The organism is Alicyclobacillus sp. SP_1 (assembly GCF_024706985.1).
Taxonomy (GTDB): Bacteria; Bacillota; Bacilli; order Alicyclobacillales; family Alicyclobacillaceae; genus Alicyclobacillus_I.
In genome coordinates, this window is sequence record NZ_JAMCCX010000072.1 from 41,630 (window position 1) to 55,884 (window position 14,255).

General features: G+C 52.7%; 12 protein-coding genes. 4 read left to right on the plus strand and 8 right to left on the minus strand.

Annotation, left to right across the window (positions count from 1 at the left end; translation table 11 throughout):
• Window positions 1–94: 94 nt before the first annotated feature.
• On the minus strand, window positions 95–910 hold the full coding sequence (locus M4I36_RS14280; RefSeq protein ID WP_258112423.1) for an AraC family transcriptional regulator: 816 nt from the start codon (window positions 908–910) through the stop codon (window positions 95–97).
• A gap of 91 nt (window positions 911–1,001) precedes the next feature.
• Here M4I36_RS14280 and M4I36_RS14285 point away from each other — a divergent pair, with 91 nt between their 5' ends.
• A complete protein-coding gene (locus M4I36_RS14285; RefSeq protein ID WP_258112424.1) occupies window positions 1,002–2,465 on the plus strand; it encodes a lipopolysaccharide biosynthesis protein in 1,464 nt (487 codons plus the stop codon).
• Window positions 2,466–2,472: 7 nt separating this feature from the next.
• Here M4I36_RS14285 and M4I36_RS14290 read toward each other — a convergent pair whose 3' ends face one another.
• From M4I36_RS14290 to M4I36_RS14300, 3 genes are all read right to left on the minus strand, one after another.
• A complete protein-coding gene (locus M4I36_RS14290) occupies window positions 2,473–3,150 on the minus strand; it encodes a L,D-transpeptidase family protein (RefSeq protein WP_258112425.1) in 678 nt (225 codons plus the stop codon).
• 155 nt (window positions 3,151–3,305) lie between these two features.
• A complete protein-coding gene (locus M4I36_RS14295; protein ID WP_258112426.1) occupies window positions 3,306–4,754 on the minus strand; it encodes an NADP-dependent isocitrate dehydrogenase in 1,449 nt (482 codons plus the stop codon).
• 242 nt (window positions 4,755–4,996) lie between these two features.
• Window positions 4,997–5,350 carry a Na-translocating system protein MpsC family protein gene (locus tag M4I36_RS14300; protein WP_258112427.1) on the minus strand — a complete coding sequence of 118 codons (354 nt, stop codon included), beginning with the start codon at window positions 5,348–5,350 and terminating at the stop codon, window positions 4,997–4,999.
• Window positions 5,351–5,711: 361 nt separating this feature from the next.
• Here M4I36_RS14300 and M4I36_RS14305 point away from each other — a divergent pair, with 361 nt between their 5' ends.
• Both M4I36_RS14305 and M4I36_RS14310 read left to right on the plus strand, forming a co-directional pair.
• Window positions 5,712–6,476, plus strand: a complete 765-nt coding sequence (locus M4I36_RS14305; RefSeq protein ID WP_258112428.1) for a PIG-L deacetylase family protein — start codon at window positions 5,712–5,714, stop codon at window positions 6,474–6,476.
• 12 nt (window positions 6,477–6,488) lie between these two features.
• Window positions 6,489–7,850 carry an MFS transporter gene (locus tag M4I36_RS14310; protein WP_258112429.1) on the plus strand — a complete coding sequence of 454 codons (1,362 nt, stop codon included), beginning with the start codon at window positions 6,489–6,491 and terminating at the stop codon, window positions 7,848–7,850.
• Here the strand turns inward: M4I36_RS14310 and M4I36_RS14315 are convergent.
• Both M4I36_RS14315 and M4I36_RS14320 read right to left on the minus strand, forming a co-directional pair.
• Window positions 7,792–8,502, minus strand: coding sequence for a uracil-DNA glycosylase family protein (locus tag M4I36_RS14315; protein ID WP_258112430.1), 711 nt, complete (start codon window positions 8,500–8,502; stop codon window positions 7,792–7,794). The two genes, M4I36_RS14310 and M4I36_RS14315, sit on opposite strands and share 59 nt — an antisense overlap.
• Window positions 8,503–8,590: 88 nt before the next feature.
• The gene (locus tag M4I36_RS14320; RefSeq protein ID WP_258112431.1) at window positions 8,591–10,252 is read right to left on the minus strand and encodes a glutamine--tRNA ligase/YqeY domain fusion protein; all 1,662 of its coding nucleotides are present in this window, start codon (window positions 10,250–10,252) and stop codon (window positions 8,591–8,593) included.
• Between the two features lie 149 nt (window positions 10,253–10,401).
• Between M4I36_RS14320 and M4I36_RS14325 the strand changes: the two genes are divergently transcribed.
• Entirely contained in the window at window positions 10,402–12,405 is a 2,004-nt protein-coding gene (locus M4I36_RS14325; protein ID WP_258112432.1) for a S9 family peptidase, read from the plus strand.
• An 82-nt stretch (window positions 12,406–12,487) separates the two neighbouring features.
• Here M4I36_RS14325 and M4I36_RS14330 read toward each other — a convergent pair whose 3' ends face one another.
• Together M4I36_RS14330 and M4I36_RS14335 are read right to left on the minus strand one after the other, a co-directional pair.
• A complete protein-coding gene (locus M4I36_RS14330; RefSeq protein WP_308661300.1) occupies window positions 12,488–13,780 on the minus strand; it encodes an arsenic transporter in 1,293 nt (430 codons plus the stop codon).
• Entirely contained in the window at window positions 13,777–14,148 is a 372-nt protein-coding gene (locus M4I36_RS14335; protein ID WP_258112433.1) for an ArsR/SmtB family transcription factor, read from the minus strand. The genes M4I36_RS14330 and M4I36_RS14335 overlap by 4 nt, the downstream gene beginning before the upstream one ends.
• Window positions 14,149–14,255: the final 107 nt, after the last annotated feature.

The following is a 14,255-nucleotide window of genomic DNA, read 5'->3' on the forward strand; positions in this document are numbered from 1 at the left end:
AGCGATTGAACCACATTCCAACTCGGAACAGAATACACAATCCGCTTAAAAGTTGTCGAATTCAGCTATTTTCTTCGCAAGATGCCGATGGGACTTAACTGAGAGAACGAAACTGTTTGGGACTCACGCCAAAGCGAGACCGAAATGCCCTATGAAAGTAGGAATACGTGGAAAAGCCAGACCTGTCTGCTATTTCCTCCAAACTCAACTTTGTCAGCCGTATGCCCTTACATGCCAACCGCAGGCGAACGTCCAGGGTGTGTTGCATGATGCTCACACCATAGGCCTGCTTGAACAGATGACTTGCCCGTGAGGGGCTGAGTCCCACATGCTGAGCCACATCGGAGACCGTGAACCTCTGCCGAGCGCGTTGCTCAACGAACTCTTTCATCTGCTGCACGACCAGTTTGTCCGTCCCACGCTCGGTCGTGGTCGCTAGTAAAATAGCGCGATCCGCCGTGAGACAAAGCGCCTGCAGCAAATAGGTCGAAATATCTGCGGCTAACCAGCGGTGTTGCCCGCACTCCTCGACAAGCAATTTACACAGGTCCATGAGCTGCAAATCTTGGCCTACATGCACGCACGATGGACGCGCCTTCTCCTCCCACCATTCGTCAATCCACACTCCGCGCGCGTAGATGTAAAAATCGGAACTCGGACCTTCCGCTGCAATCGAAGAGGCGGGAATCTCAATTTGGTATGCTTCTTTAGGTGACATCACGAGCAAATCCCCTGCTCGCATGAGTGTCCACTCCCGATTCATGCGGGTATGGGCAACTCCCTCTGTCTGTAGACGAAATAAGTAACAACCGAGCGGGTTGTGCAATGGACTGCGATACGGTTCCTCATGAACCGCATAGCCCGCATATAAAACCTGCGCCGCGACCGTCTGGGAACGCTCGACACACATCAGCCACCCTCCAATCCAGCATCACACTCGCGTCACTCGGACAATGGACTATAATAAACATCACAGCTTTGAAGAAAAGAGGTCACGTTTCATGAATCACAACCAGACCGACCTCTCGCCACAGCGGTATCTTCTCCACAACGTGGCGATTTCCTTCGTCGGATTGTTCATCAACCAATCGGTCGCAACCATCGGCATGGGCATTGTGGCGAGAACCGTACCCAATAAGACTCTGTTTGGTGAAATCAATTTGCTCCTACAAATCATCGGAATTGCTGGGGTTTTTCTGAATCTCGGACTTAATTCTTCGATTACCTACCTCGCATCGCGCCATGGACGCAAAGTGATGGCTCCCCTTTTCGGTATGGCGGCCTTGGCGAGTGTCGGCATTGGATTCGCTCTGGCGGCCCTGCTCGGGGCGTTTGCCTCTGTCCTCGCACAAGGATACGGACATCCGCACCTGGCACCAGCCATCCTCATTTGCACGCTCACTCTCTTATTGTACTCGCTTGTGAACATTGGCGTTGCCGCATTTTCAGGAATGCGTCGTTTCAGTGCGCAGATGACGTTTATGGTGTTGTCGAACATTTTCTCAACAACGGCGATTGTCATCGGAGCCGTCGTGGGTCATGGCCAACCACGCACTTTGTGGTGGACTGCCTTATGTATTGTCATCGCCGATGCACTCACAGCAATCATCGTGCTCTGGCGCGCGCGCCGTGATTACCACGTGCGCTTGTTGTTGTGGCCGCGGCGCCGCCTTATGCTCCGGATGATTCGCTACGGAGTACCCATGTGGGCTGGAAACATTGCGAAGTCCTGCCAGCAGTCTTATTTGGTCATTGTCATGGGCACCGTGTCGCTCGTAGCCAGTGGATATCTGAGCAATGGACTAAAAATCGCTGGATTTTTGAACATTGTCACTTGGGCATTCAACATTGTCGCCCTGCCATTTTTATCAAAAGTAATTCATCAGCCGAGAGAAGCTTCACACCGCGCGACGCTCTGTTTTCGCTACAACAACTATATTCTTTTTCCGTTGACCCTGATGACGTGCCTGTTCGCTCGTCCCATCACCGAATTCGCCTTCGGAACCACTTACACCAATTCCCAATCCGTTCTCTATGTCATCCTTCTCTCTCTGGGCATTCTCAGTTCGTCCATTCCGCGCCTCGGGGGGACCATGCTCGCTGGACTCGGCCGCACGCGAGCTAACTTCTGGACGATGGTCATCTCCGGAGTGCCTCTCTACCTGTTGGTGCCGTTCTTCGCCAGCGACGGCCGCTGGATTGCCCCATTCATCTACCTACTGGGCTGGTCTGTTGCAGCTGTAGCCCTGTTTTGGTACCTTCGCCACGATGGCCTGCCGTTACAGTGGCGCCGCGCTTTTGTCGATCCGCTGATACCAGCACTCGCGAGTTCTATTCCTTTCGCCCTGGCAGCCTGGACGACTGACCTCACCCTGCGCTGGTCACTGGTGTTTCTTGGGCTTGGTCTATTAGTGCTCGTCACCTGGATGCTCGAACACTCATCCAAACGCCGCCAGTATGCATAGTCCTAAGTCATTCTATCAATCCGAGCGCGCGATAGTCGCGTTCGCTGACCACTCCATCCACGGGAAGTCCTAGCTTTTGTTCAAAAGCCTTAACCGCTGCAATCGTCGCCTCGTCATAGCGACCATGCAGTGGTCCGTGATAAAAGCCGAGTCGCCATAGACGGTCTTGCACGAGCCGCACATCCGCGCCCACATGGCCATCCTCGAGAGAGCGCAGCGGATAGAGCGGATCGCCCAAAATGGAGACGGGCGTCCCAATTCGAACGCGCTCGTAGACCTCTTCCACATCCGAATTGTGCATGCGGATACAGCCTCCACTCGCCAAGTGCCCAATGGAGGTCGGCCGATTTGTACCATGAATCCCATAAATCCCCCACGGAACATTGAGGCCGAGCCAACGCGTTCCAAAACCGGATCCCCAATCGCGTCCTCTTTGAATTATTATCCAATTACCGACGGGTGTGGGGGTGGTGTCTTTCCCAAGCGCCACCGGATACGTGTGAAACAATCGATGATGGACATATAAATTCAGGGTTTTCGTCTTCGTGTCAATGACAATGGAAACCGATGGACGCGAGGGCACCCGTGACGTGGAGGTAGCCTCCACGTTTCGTCCGGACGCGAGAAAGAGCCAGGAGACGCAGAGACACGTGCAGACTGTGGTCAGAGTAGGCTTAGTCTTCATCGGCACTCCTTTAGGGGCGAACACGCTTCGTTCACCCGCAGAAAAATGATTGCCGGTGCAGGGGGACGGATGGTTGCTTCCCCCTGTCCAGATGAAAGCATCCCTGTTAGTCTGCGCCCGTGGCTCGTTCTCATGTACGGGGTCTAAATTTGTGCTTAGCCGTGGACGGCGGAGAATCCGGGCACCCCGTCAAAAGTATAGAGATTCTCCGACTTGATAATGTCGAATCCTGCCTCCAACACGCGCCGCTGCAACTCAACCACTTGCGTGGGCGTCACTGTGCTCTCACTGGCACTGCGAAAACGGCACCGCCAGTGGTCTGTACAAAACGTTTCCGGCAGCCCATTCGGCCAGACTTTGATGCCACGGTTAGTAATCACTTCCAAGCGAAGGTCGTCTACTGACACTTTTCGAAGCGCTTCCCCGAGATGATCCGGCAAACCTGGTCCCCAGTCCAAAAACAAGTCGGTACCAACTAACTGCTTCACTTCCACTTTGGACGCAATTTTGCTTTCTGTATGGCTCATCCGTTCGTTGGACGTAGCCGTGTACGTCACCGGCTTGAGATGTGAGGGAAGTTTGCCAAGCCGTTCAATGACGGCTTCCGCGAATTGACTGGTGCCTACCCGGACGCGACTTGCTCCCTCGCGATACACATCCTCCGTGTGAACCCCCTCTTCGAGGGTAGTTAGCCACGCGTTGTGAACCTTGGTCGCCACATCCGGCTGCCCAATGTGCACTAACATCATCACGGCCGCCAGCAGCAAACCGGATGGATTGGCCACATTCTGCCCGGCCAAAACCGGTGCAGAACCATGAATCGCTTCGAACATCGCATAGTGGTCGCCCATGTTGGCGGAAGGTGCCAGACCAACAGAACCAGACATTTGTGCCGTCACGTCCGACAGCACATCCCCGTACAGATTGGGCATGACAATCACGTCAAATGCCTCCGGAGTCGTTGCCAGCCGCGCTGCGCCAATGTCGACAATCCACGCATCATGTTCAATCTCTGGGTATTCTTTGGCAACTTCATCAAACACATGGTGAAACAGTCCGTCGGTCAGTTTCATGATGTTGTCCTTGACAAAGCATGTCACGCGCTTGCGGCCGTGACGCTTGGCGTATTCAAATGCATATCGAATGACTCTTTCCGATCCCGGTTGGGTAATGAGTTTCAGGCACTGATACACCTGCTTGGTTTGCCGGTGCTCAATGCCTGCGTACAAGTCCTCTTCGTTCTCGCGGACAATCACCACATCCATTTTGGGATGCTTTGTTTCGACGAACGGGCTGTAGGAAATCGCTGGACGAACGTTTGCATACAGGTTAAAGGCCTTGCGTGCGGTGACGTTAAGACTCTTGTATCCGCCACCTTGAGGGGTCGTGATAGGAGCTTTGAGAAACACTTTCGTCCTTTGCAAACTTTCCCATGCACCCGGATGAATTCCCGTATCGACCCCACTTTGATAGACCTTCTCGCCAATTTGAATCTCCTCAATCTCCAACTGCGCTCCGGCAGCTTCGAGAATCGCAAGGGTGGCTTTCATAATCTCCGGTCCAATACCGTCTCCGTACGCCACACTGATGGGTGTTTTGCTCATGTTATCAACCTCCTAAAAATGATGAACTACCTCGAAGCGCAATCGGCATCCTGGATTTCCTGACTAGTATTCAACCATTTCATCTCCGTCAATCCGCCGAGCGAACCGCCCGCAACGCACCCTTGACAACAACAAAACCGGAGTCGTCACGTACCCTCGATGGGCACCCGACGCTCCGGTATACTTTCGGCTTCCCCACAGATGGGGATTCCTAATGGTCGACCGTCATTGGCGAACAAAGACTAGACAATATTCAGTGGCTCCTCAAGCAGAAAAACCATGACCCGTTCTCCAGTGCGCGTGCTGATATCTGTGAAAAAACTGGCAACACCGACTCCCGTGGCATCTTCCACCAACTTACGAAGTTGCGGTTCACCCGACGCCACCAAATCCGCCCGCATGCGCTTTATGGACAGCAGACCTTCCAACGTCCGCGCCAACTGTTGCTCCGCAGGTGTCAGAATGCCTTTCAGCACGACAACGACCATATTCCGCAAAATGTCCGTTTTCACCAACAGCGGACCACGGCCAAGGTACTCTTTTTCCCATTGCGTGAGTGCCTTGCTGATGCTGTCTTCAATTTCGCCTTTCGACAAACTTCCACCTCCACACAAAAAATCGGCTCCCCCCTTGAACGTGGAGTGTAAGACCGATGTCCTTTCACAGCTGCACTCTCTGCTCCCCACTCTCCGTTCCTTCGTCCTTCTTCGGCCGCTGAAACGTCTAGCTCACAGAGGTGATTCTGCCCGTCCATCCCTCGGTAATCCGCCGTGTTCCAGTATAACAACTGGGGTCTAGGAGTCAATAGAAGGATGACGAAGCGCTTCGACAGGATTTCTATAAGGCCAGCCCGAATATATAATCCGTAAGCGCTTACTTTATCGTTTGTCTCTTGCCGACTCAGACTCTGTACGAAAAAATGTGCTTACTGTCAACATCGATTAGGAGGTTACGGGTGTGAACTTGCGAGACCTATTGGCACTGCCGAGTATTTTAGACGTGAAACGAGTTATCGCCGTTCAGCCACACCCGGATGACAACGAAGTGAACGCTGCCGGAACCCTGATGAAGCTTAGTCGAGCGGGATGCGAAGTCATCTATGTAACGGTGACGGACGGCCGCGCGGGAGGCTGGCCAAGTGTGCAGAATCCGGAAGAGATTGTCCGTGTCCGGACCGAGGAAAAGCGCGAGGCTGGCTTAAAAATTGGCGTGGCGAAGCATATCGACCTTGGCTTTCCAGACGGTGGTGACTACTCTGGCGAAGAGGTGACCTTGCGACTGGTGGAAATTTTTCGCCAAGAACGACCGGAACTCGTTTTCTGTGTTGACCCATGGATGCCGTATGAGGCGCACCCGGACCACATCAAAGTCGGTCACGCCGTGGCGAAAGCAATTCTGTTTTCCAACAATGCGATACTTTATCCGCCGTCCGCCGACTGCTCGGCCAGCCCATACCAAGTTCCGCAAATCGCATGGTATGCGACCAGTTACCCAAATACACACGTTGACATCACAAACGAATTTGAAGAAAAGTTAGAATCCATACTGGCTCATCGCAGTCAATTTGACAACGAGACCTGGCCTTTGGTGAAACAGTATTTTGAATTGTCTGCAGAATCAGCATTCCAGCTCTTGAGCCCTTCATCCAAAGGGCGTGCAGAGTCGTTTAAAGTTCTGTCCAACTTAGAATTACACTCAATTCCAAGCACGATTTTCAGCTAAGGAGATGTCCAGATGGTCTCTCTCAAAAAGCGCCTGGCATACAGCAGCAACCAGATTGGCGTCAACTTACTGTGGCAAGCATTCAATACGGTCGCCGTCTTTTTCTACGTCACGCATCTGCACGTCTCCGCCACTCTGATTTCTGCAGGTCTGATTGTTTATGGCATCATCAACGCGTTCCTCAACCTCATAGCAGGACATATCAGTGACCGAACCAATCTCCGAATGGGGCGCCGAATTCCTTACATCGTCTTCGGCGGCCTGCCGCTGGTCGTTCTGTTCTATCTGCTTTTTCATCCGCTTGTTCACAGTAGAGAAGCGCTGCTCTATTACTTTTTGATAGTCACGCTCTTATTCGACCTGTGCTACACCTTCGTCGCTCTGAACATCGGGGCGCTCTTTCCGGAGATGTATCCATCTGCGAAAGAACGTTCTAGTGTCGTCGCCTTGCAGCAGTTTTTCGGAATTGTCGGTCTAATCCTCGGGGTTGCCCTCTCCAAATCGCTCGGTCAGTCCGTCGGCTGGTCAGCTATGGCCATTCTCTTTGCGGCGATCACTGTCATCACTATCTACATCTCACTGTATGGCTCTTTTGAGAACCCTGCGTATCGAAAAACCTCCCTACGCCTCAGAGAAGCCGTGCGCGAGACATTCCGCAACAAACAGTTTGTGTACTATGTCCTTGCCAGTCTCTTCATTCAATTGACGACGACGATGTTCGTCACCGATTCATCGTTTTATAGCCAATACGTAGTTCGACTGAGCCCTCTGCAAAGTTCGCTATTTCTCGGTTCCATGTTCATCGTGGCCATCCCACTCTCGTTTGTGTGGTCTCGAATCGCTCTAAAAACCGCAAATATTCACGGTACGATGCTTGCCACCGTCTTGTTCGGACTGATTTCGATAGCTTTTTATTTCGACCGTACATCAATTGCGGTCATTCTGACTGGGACATGTCTCGGGGTAGGTATTGCCGGATTTCTCGTCATGATGAACCTACTGTTAGCGGAAGTCATCGACAACGACGCACGCACAACAGGCAAACGGCGTGAAGGTATGTACTACGGCATGAACGGCTTCATTGTCCGCATTGGCATGTCGCTTCAATATGCCATTATGGGCATTTTCTTCTGGTGGACCGGATTTCAGTCGACTCGACCCGTTCCCACCGGTCGAACCATCCTCGGCTTTCGTCTGTTGATGGGAGGACTCCCTCTGTTGCTTCTCATGATTGCCTTTCTGTTTTTGATGATGTATCGGCACGACTGGAAGAAAGGAGGAGATTCACGACCGTCTGCGTCTCATCCAAACTCTCTCATTCTTCCAGGCCCAACTTCTCCATCTCCTGTTGAAACAACTTCTGAAGGCGTGTGACGACCGATTGGTAAGCAGGCTTGCTCCAATTGTTGTAGGACGGATGCGGTACGTCCGAGAGTACGGTCCAGTGCTTCGAGGAGACATTCGCGAGCCCAAAAAATTTCTGTGCAAAACGCCCGCACGGCACTATCACCAGGGTCCGATTCGAGAGAGCCTGCAACCGCTTCTGCAGGCTCTCTACCAAAATCTCTTGCACAATGGACCAGTCTTCGTCACGATAAGCCACTGAACCGCCAGCTGTACGCAAATGGCCGAGGATGGACAGCAGCGCAGCATGCTCTTCTGCCAGTGCTGAATTTCCATAGGCAATCCGCTGCATGGGAATCGGGCATACGTTCATTAATCCCACTCGCTGGATGGCGAGTGAGCTTGTGCGCTGCTCAACCTTCTGTCCGACCAATATTCCTAAAGCTACATGACCGTACGCGTCCCCAAAGAGATGTTGAGTCATCGCTGCTCCCGAAGCTCCGCAAACAGGCGCACCGTACCTTAACTCCTGAATGTGAGGGCTCTCGAGTAGAAAGAGAAAGGTCGCAGAAGACGGCACAACGTCCCGCACTCGAAACTGCACAGCCAAGGCATTGCACTCTTGACGAAACAACTCTTTTTTACGGCGCCCCCAGTCGAATTCCACCTCCTGGTTCTCCATCAGACGGGCCTCCTAGCCAAAAGCCAAACATTGATTCAACAGTTTCCGTCAAATTCACTGCACCCTGTCATTCGAAACTACTTCATTACTACTTCATTGGATACGAACTTTTCAACGACACAATCTGATTGAAAACTTTACGGTCCGACCGAAAATCCTTCGGGTCTGCTTGGAAATACCCTTGCCGAACAAATTGAAACTTGTCATATGCCGCCACTTTTTCAAGGTCTTTGCCGACAAAACCGTGAAGTACTTCCAACGACTTGGGATTGAGTCGACTCTTCAGGTCCACAGATGGCGACAACTCCTCTTCTGTGCCTTTCAGCAATGCTTCATACAGACGAAACTCTGCAGGAATCGCCGTATGGCCGTCAACCCAATGAATAGTCCCTTTCACCTTTCTCCCAGAAAAACCACTTCCACTTTTCGTCTCCGGGTCATACGTGCAATGGATTTCGACGACTCGTCCAAACTCGTCCTTGACAACATCCTCACAGCGGATGAAGTACGCATTCCGCAGACGAACCTCATTGCCTGGAAACAACCGAAAATATTTCGGCGGTGGAACTTCCATGAAGTCTTCCTGTTCAATGTAAATTTCTCGGGAGAAAGGAATTTGTTTGGTTCCCATCGACTCGTCTTCCGGATTAACTTCGGCATCCATCATCTCGACCCGTCCCTCTGGGTAGTTGGTGATGATGACCTTCAACGGGCGCAATACGGCCATCGCCCGTGGCACCTTGGGGCTCAAATCTTGGCGAATGTGATGTTCCAGCAACTTGTAATCAACTTCTCCTCCAGCGACAGTCACCCCTAGTTCACGCACAAACGAGCGGATAGCCTCTGGTGTAAACCCACGCCGGCGCAATCCAGAGATAGTTGGCATGCGCGGGTCATCCCAACCGTCCACCAGGCCTTCGTCCACCAACTGCTTGAGCGAACGCTTGCTCATGATGGTATCCGTCAAATTCAAACGACCGAATTCATATTGGCGAGGCACATGAGGCATTTCACACTCTCGGACGACCCAGTCATAGAGAGGCCGTTGGTCTTTAAACTCAAGCGTGCAGAGAGAATGTGACACGCCCTCGATGGCATCCTCCAAAGGGTGTGCGAAAGCATACATCGGATAGATGCACCACGTATCGCCCGTATTGTGGTGAAGGGCGTGGGAGATGCGATACAATACTGGGTCGCGCAAGTTCAGATTGGGCGACGCCATGTCCATCTTAGCCCTCAGTACCTTAGCGCCATCTGCAAATTGACCATGACGCATCTGTTCGAACAGAACCAAATTCTCTTCGACTGGGCGAGAGCGAAATGGGCTGTTCAATCCCGGCTCGGTGAGCGTTCCTCGCGTCTCGCGAATTTCGTCGGCCGACTGGTCATCGACGTACGCCAGTCCTTTTTGAATAAGGAGTACAGCACGCTGATACATCTCCTCAAAGTAGTCGGAAGCAAAAAACATCCCATCCCATTGATAACCGAGCCATTGCACATCTTCTTGAATGGCCTTCACGTATTCAGCGTCTTCCTTGAGTGGGTTCGTATCGTCAAACCGCAAATTGGTCTTTCCACCAAACTCTCTAGCAATCTCGAAATTGATAAAAATCGATTTTGCGTGACCAATGTGCAAATAGCCGTTTGGCTCAGGTGGAAACCGCGTGACCACTTGCCGCACACGCCCACCTTTCACATCGTCACGAACGATTTCTCGAATAAAATCAGAGGCATTGAATGCTTCTTCCATCGTATCAACCTTTCCACAAAATCACGGTAAAATCATTTTGTCCATCATACCAGATGTCTGCACCAGAAAGGAGTTCTCTGACGCCTTGGCGAAAGAGAAAATCAAACATCACGTCAACCCTGCCCGTCCCTGAGAAAGGAATGATCCTCTTGCCCAAAATTGAAGATATTTTCTCCATGCCCATATGGGGGCAGTTAGAATTTGATACCGTTCGTCCCCGTCTGTACTTCAGTGAATCGCAGGCAGACAAGCGGTCAAACCGAACGCACCACCGAATCGTCATGATGGAAAAGCGCCATGGAGACACCCATGTTGTGCCGTTGACCTCCGGTCCGCACGATGTGCGTCCCATACCCTCGCCAGACGGAGAGTGGCTGATGTTTTTATCCCGCCGCTCTGGGAGTTCTCAAGTCTGGCGACTCCCACTCAATGGTGGAGAACCGAGTCAGGTGACCTTTTTGCAGGGAGGTGTCAAAGACTTCGCATTTGCCCCTGACAGTTCCGGCTTGGTCGTGGTGGCACACGTGACCGCTTCGCGACTGGAGAAGGAGCAGGCCCTCGCGGAACCCGCGGTCGATGCCCCCGATGAAGCTTGGAATACCTACTACAACCGCGACGTCAAGCACATCCATCATGCATACTACAAACTGGACGGCGAAGGCTTCTTTGACCAAGGACGAGACCAGCTGGTCTGGGTGTCGCCGGGCGACTCAAACAGTGAGCCCGTACTGCTGACGAACGGCGAAGACATGTACTCAAGCCCAGTCTTTTCGGCGGATGGAAAATTCTTATTCTGCCTGCAGCGAGTCTACCAACCGAACGACAGTCACCCGTCCATTACCCGCGTCAGACGACTGAATTGGTCGACACGCGAGTGGACGACTCTGGCTCTGCCGAATTGGTCCATCCATGACCTGCAGCCTTCTCCGGATGGACAATGGCTAGCCTTTTGTGCGAGCAAGCCTGAGGAACACGGCTATGGGCTCACCTCCCTCTATCAATGGAGCATCGCAAACGAAACCTGGACCGACCTCTCCAGTGCAACCGACCGACCCGTCGGAGATGAGAGCGGATCGGACGTACCAGCGAGCTCCTCGGCCCGACCAGTTTGGAAAAACGGGCGATTGCTGATGCTTCTATCGGACGAAGGCAAGGTCGTCCTTACCGAATTCGACACACGCGGAGACGATAAGCCCCAGCGCCACTGGGAGGGTCGACAGGTGGTCTACGACTTCGCTGTGCGCGGAGACGAAGTTGCACTAGCCATTTCCGACCCAACGCACCCGTCTTGCATCGCTTGGAGAACTTTCGGAGATGAGGATGGACCCGTGACCTTCGCCCCCACGCCGTGGGACGACGGCAAAGACAGCGCCCCCACTAATCCGCAAGAAATCTGGGCGACCGAGTCGGACGGCAGCAAAGTTCACACGTGGTGCATGCAGCCCACCACTCCCGGGCCGCATCCTACCGTTCTGGAAATTCACGGCGGACCCATGTCGATGTACGGATACCGTTATTTCCATGAATTCCAATGCCTCGTGAATGCGGGGTATGCGGTCGTGTACACCAATCCACGCGGGTCTCAAGGCTACGGCAAAAGCTTCGGGGACGCGATTGTCGGAAAGTGGGGAGACAAAGACTACCGGGACGTCATGGCTGGTCTCGAATCAGCCCTCCACGCATGGCCAGCGCTCGACGCAGACCGCCTTGCCGTGGCAGGCGGTAGCTACGGAGGATTCATGGTCAACTGGATTATTTCCCATGATCAGCGCTTTAAAGCGGCTATCACGATGCGTTCCGTCGTCAATCGCTTCAGTGCGATGGGTTCGAGCGACATGGGTTGGCTCCGCGTGCCCCAGTATGGCACGAAGCCCTGGTGGGAAGAGCCCGAGCCTTATTGGCAGCAGTCGCCGTTGCGATATGCATCCAACATTCACACGCCTCTCCTGATTGAGCATCAAGAGAAAGACTATCGACTGCCCATTGAGCAAGCAGAGCAGTTGTTTAGTGCACTGAAATACTTAGGCCGATCCGTCGAGATGGTCCTCTACCCGGAGGAGTCGCACGGTATGAGTCGAACGGGACGACCTTGGCACCGCGTGCATCGCTTGCTGACGAACACGGCCTTCTTGGACCGCCACCTCAAAGAGTGACGGTCCCGCCACCAACTTCGCGCTCCGCCAGCTTTGCGGGTCGCATCAACTTCGCGTTCCACCCATTTACATGGAGCGCCGCTTAACCGATGAGAGTCACCCACAAGTAGAGTCCGGACAGAGTGACAAACAAGGTGGGAATGGTCAGTAGTATGCCCGTTTTAAAGTAGCGTCCCCAGGTGATGGTGATGCCTCTCTTGCGCAACACGTGAAGCCAGAGCAACGTTGCGAGAGACCCAATTGGGGTGATTTTGGGACCGAGGTCGCATCCAACGACATTGGCATAGACCATCATCTGGTGCATGGCGCTGGTCACATGCGCGGCATGGATGGAAAGCGCATCAAACATGACGGTCGGCATGTTGTTCATGATGCTGGAAAGAATCGCGGCGACAAACCCGGTGGCGAGCGTCCCGACGTAGAGACCGCCATGCGTAGAGGTCTGCAAAGCATGCCCAAGGTTGGCAGTCAGGCCGACATTACGCAAACCATAGACGACCACATACATGCCGATGGAAAAGACCACAATGGCCCAAGGCGCATCCCGAATGACGCTCCATGAACGAATCACTTTGGTCCGTTGGCCTAAAATAAGGAACACAATGGCAATCGTTCCCGCCACAAACGAGACAGGAATGTGCAGAAGCTCTGTCAGCATGTAGCCAACCATCAAGATACCAAGTATCCACCACGACGCGCGAAACAAACCGCCGTGAACAATCGCGTCTTTAGGGGCCGGTAAATTAGCCGGATTATATGTCTTTGGGATATCTTTGTGAAAGAACCCGTAGAGAACGACGATGCTGATGCCGAGTGAAAATAAATCAGGCACAATCATGTGGACCGCATAGTTCAGAAACCCAATGCGGAAGTACCCGGCAGACACAATATTGACCAAGTTGCTGACCATCAAGGGTAAAGACGTGGTGTCGGCGATGAAGCCGCTGGCCATGATAAACGGGATCATCCTCTTCATGTCGAATTTCAGGAGATGAACCTTTTCCAGAACAATCGGAGTGAGAATTAACGCGGCGCCGTCGTTCGCAAAAAACGCGGAGACGAGCGCGCCGAGCAAGATGACGTAAAGAAATACGCGACGGCCATCTCCTTTGGCCGCGTGGGCCATTTTCAGCGCGGCCCACTCAAAGAAGCCAATCTTGTCCAATATCGTCGATATGATAATGATGGCCACGAATGTGAGCGTGGCATCCCAGACGATTTTTGTCACCGACCAGACATTGTGGAGCGAATCGACCCCGAACAAGAGCGCGAGGATAGCGCCACCCATTGCGCTCCATCCGATAGATAGGCCGCGTGGCTGCCAGATGACAAAAATTAATGTGACAATAAATATGCCTATTGCCAAGTAAATCATGAAACCGTGTCACGCTCCTCGCTTGACTGGACCGGAGAACAGACTCGAAGTCCTTTGGCAGCCAGTTGTTGAATCTCCGCAGAACAATCAGGGAGTTCCTCCAAAATGCTTGCAAAGACGGGCACATGTTCTCCGTCCAATCGATAGAACACCCACTGGGCAAATTTTCTCTCCGCCACCAAGCCAGCTTGCCTCAATTTTCGCAGGTGTTGCGAAATGCCGGGCTGAGTGATGTCCAGCACTTCCACCAACTCACAAACGCATAACTCGTCGTACTTAAGCAAAGCTAAGATGTGCAGTCTCGTCTTATCGGCCAGTGCTTTGTACACGTCCGCCCACTCATCCAAGGACCTCGGTACCTCATTCATGGTTTTCACTCCTCCTCAGATTGGCGAGAGTTTTTTGTAAGTGGCCTTCAAAAAATCTACCCGCATCTTTACATGATCATATAATAATTAGCTTATGTATTATAGCG

What these genes read in the sequence shown, in the direction of transcription:
- M4I36_RS14280 (WP_258112423.1), bottom strand. Translation starts at nt 910, where the DNA reads ATGTGTGTCGAGCGTTCCCAGACGGTCGCGGCGCAGGTTTTATATGCG.
- M4I36_RS14290 (WP_258112425.1), bottom strand. Translation starts at nt 3,150, where the DNA reads ATGAAGACTAAGCCTACTCTGACCACAGTCTGCACGTGTCTCTGCGTC.
- M4I36_RS14315 (WP_258112430.1), bottom strand. Translation starts at nt 8,502, where the DNA reads ATGGAGAACCAGGAGGTGGAATTCGACTGGGGGCGCCGTAAAAAAGAG.
- M4I36_RS14320 (WP_258112431.1), bottom strand. Translation starts at nt 10,252, where the DNA reads ATGGAAGAAGCATTCAATGCCTCTGATTTTATTCGAGAAATCGTTCGT.
- M4I36_RS14285 (WP_258112424.1), top strand. Translation starts at nt 1,002, where the DNA reads ATGAATCACAACCAGACCGACCTCTCGCCACAGCGGTATCTTCTCCAC.
- M4I36_RS14310 (WP_258112429.1), top strand. Translation starts at nt 6,489, where the DNA reads ATGGTCTCTCTCAAAAAGCGCCTGGCATACAGCAGCAACCAGATTGGC.
- M4I36_RS14335 (WP_258112433.1), bottom strand. Translation starts at nt 14,148, where the DNA reads ATGAATGAGGTACCGAGGTCCTTGGATGAGTGGGCGGACGTGTACAAA.
- M4I36_RS14330 (WP_308661300.1), bottom strand. Translation starts at nt 13,780, where the DNA reads ATGATTTACTTGGCAATAGGCATATTTATTGTCACATTAATTTTTGTC.
- M4I36_RS14295 (WP_258112426.1), bottom strand. Translation starts at nt 4,754, where the DNA reads ATGAGCAAAACACCCATCAGTGTGGCGTACGGAGACGGTATTGGACCG.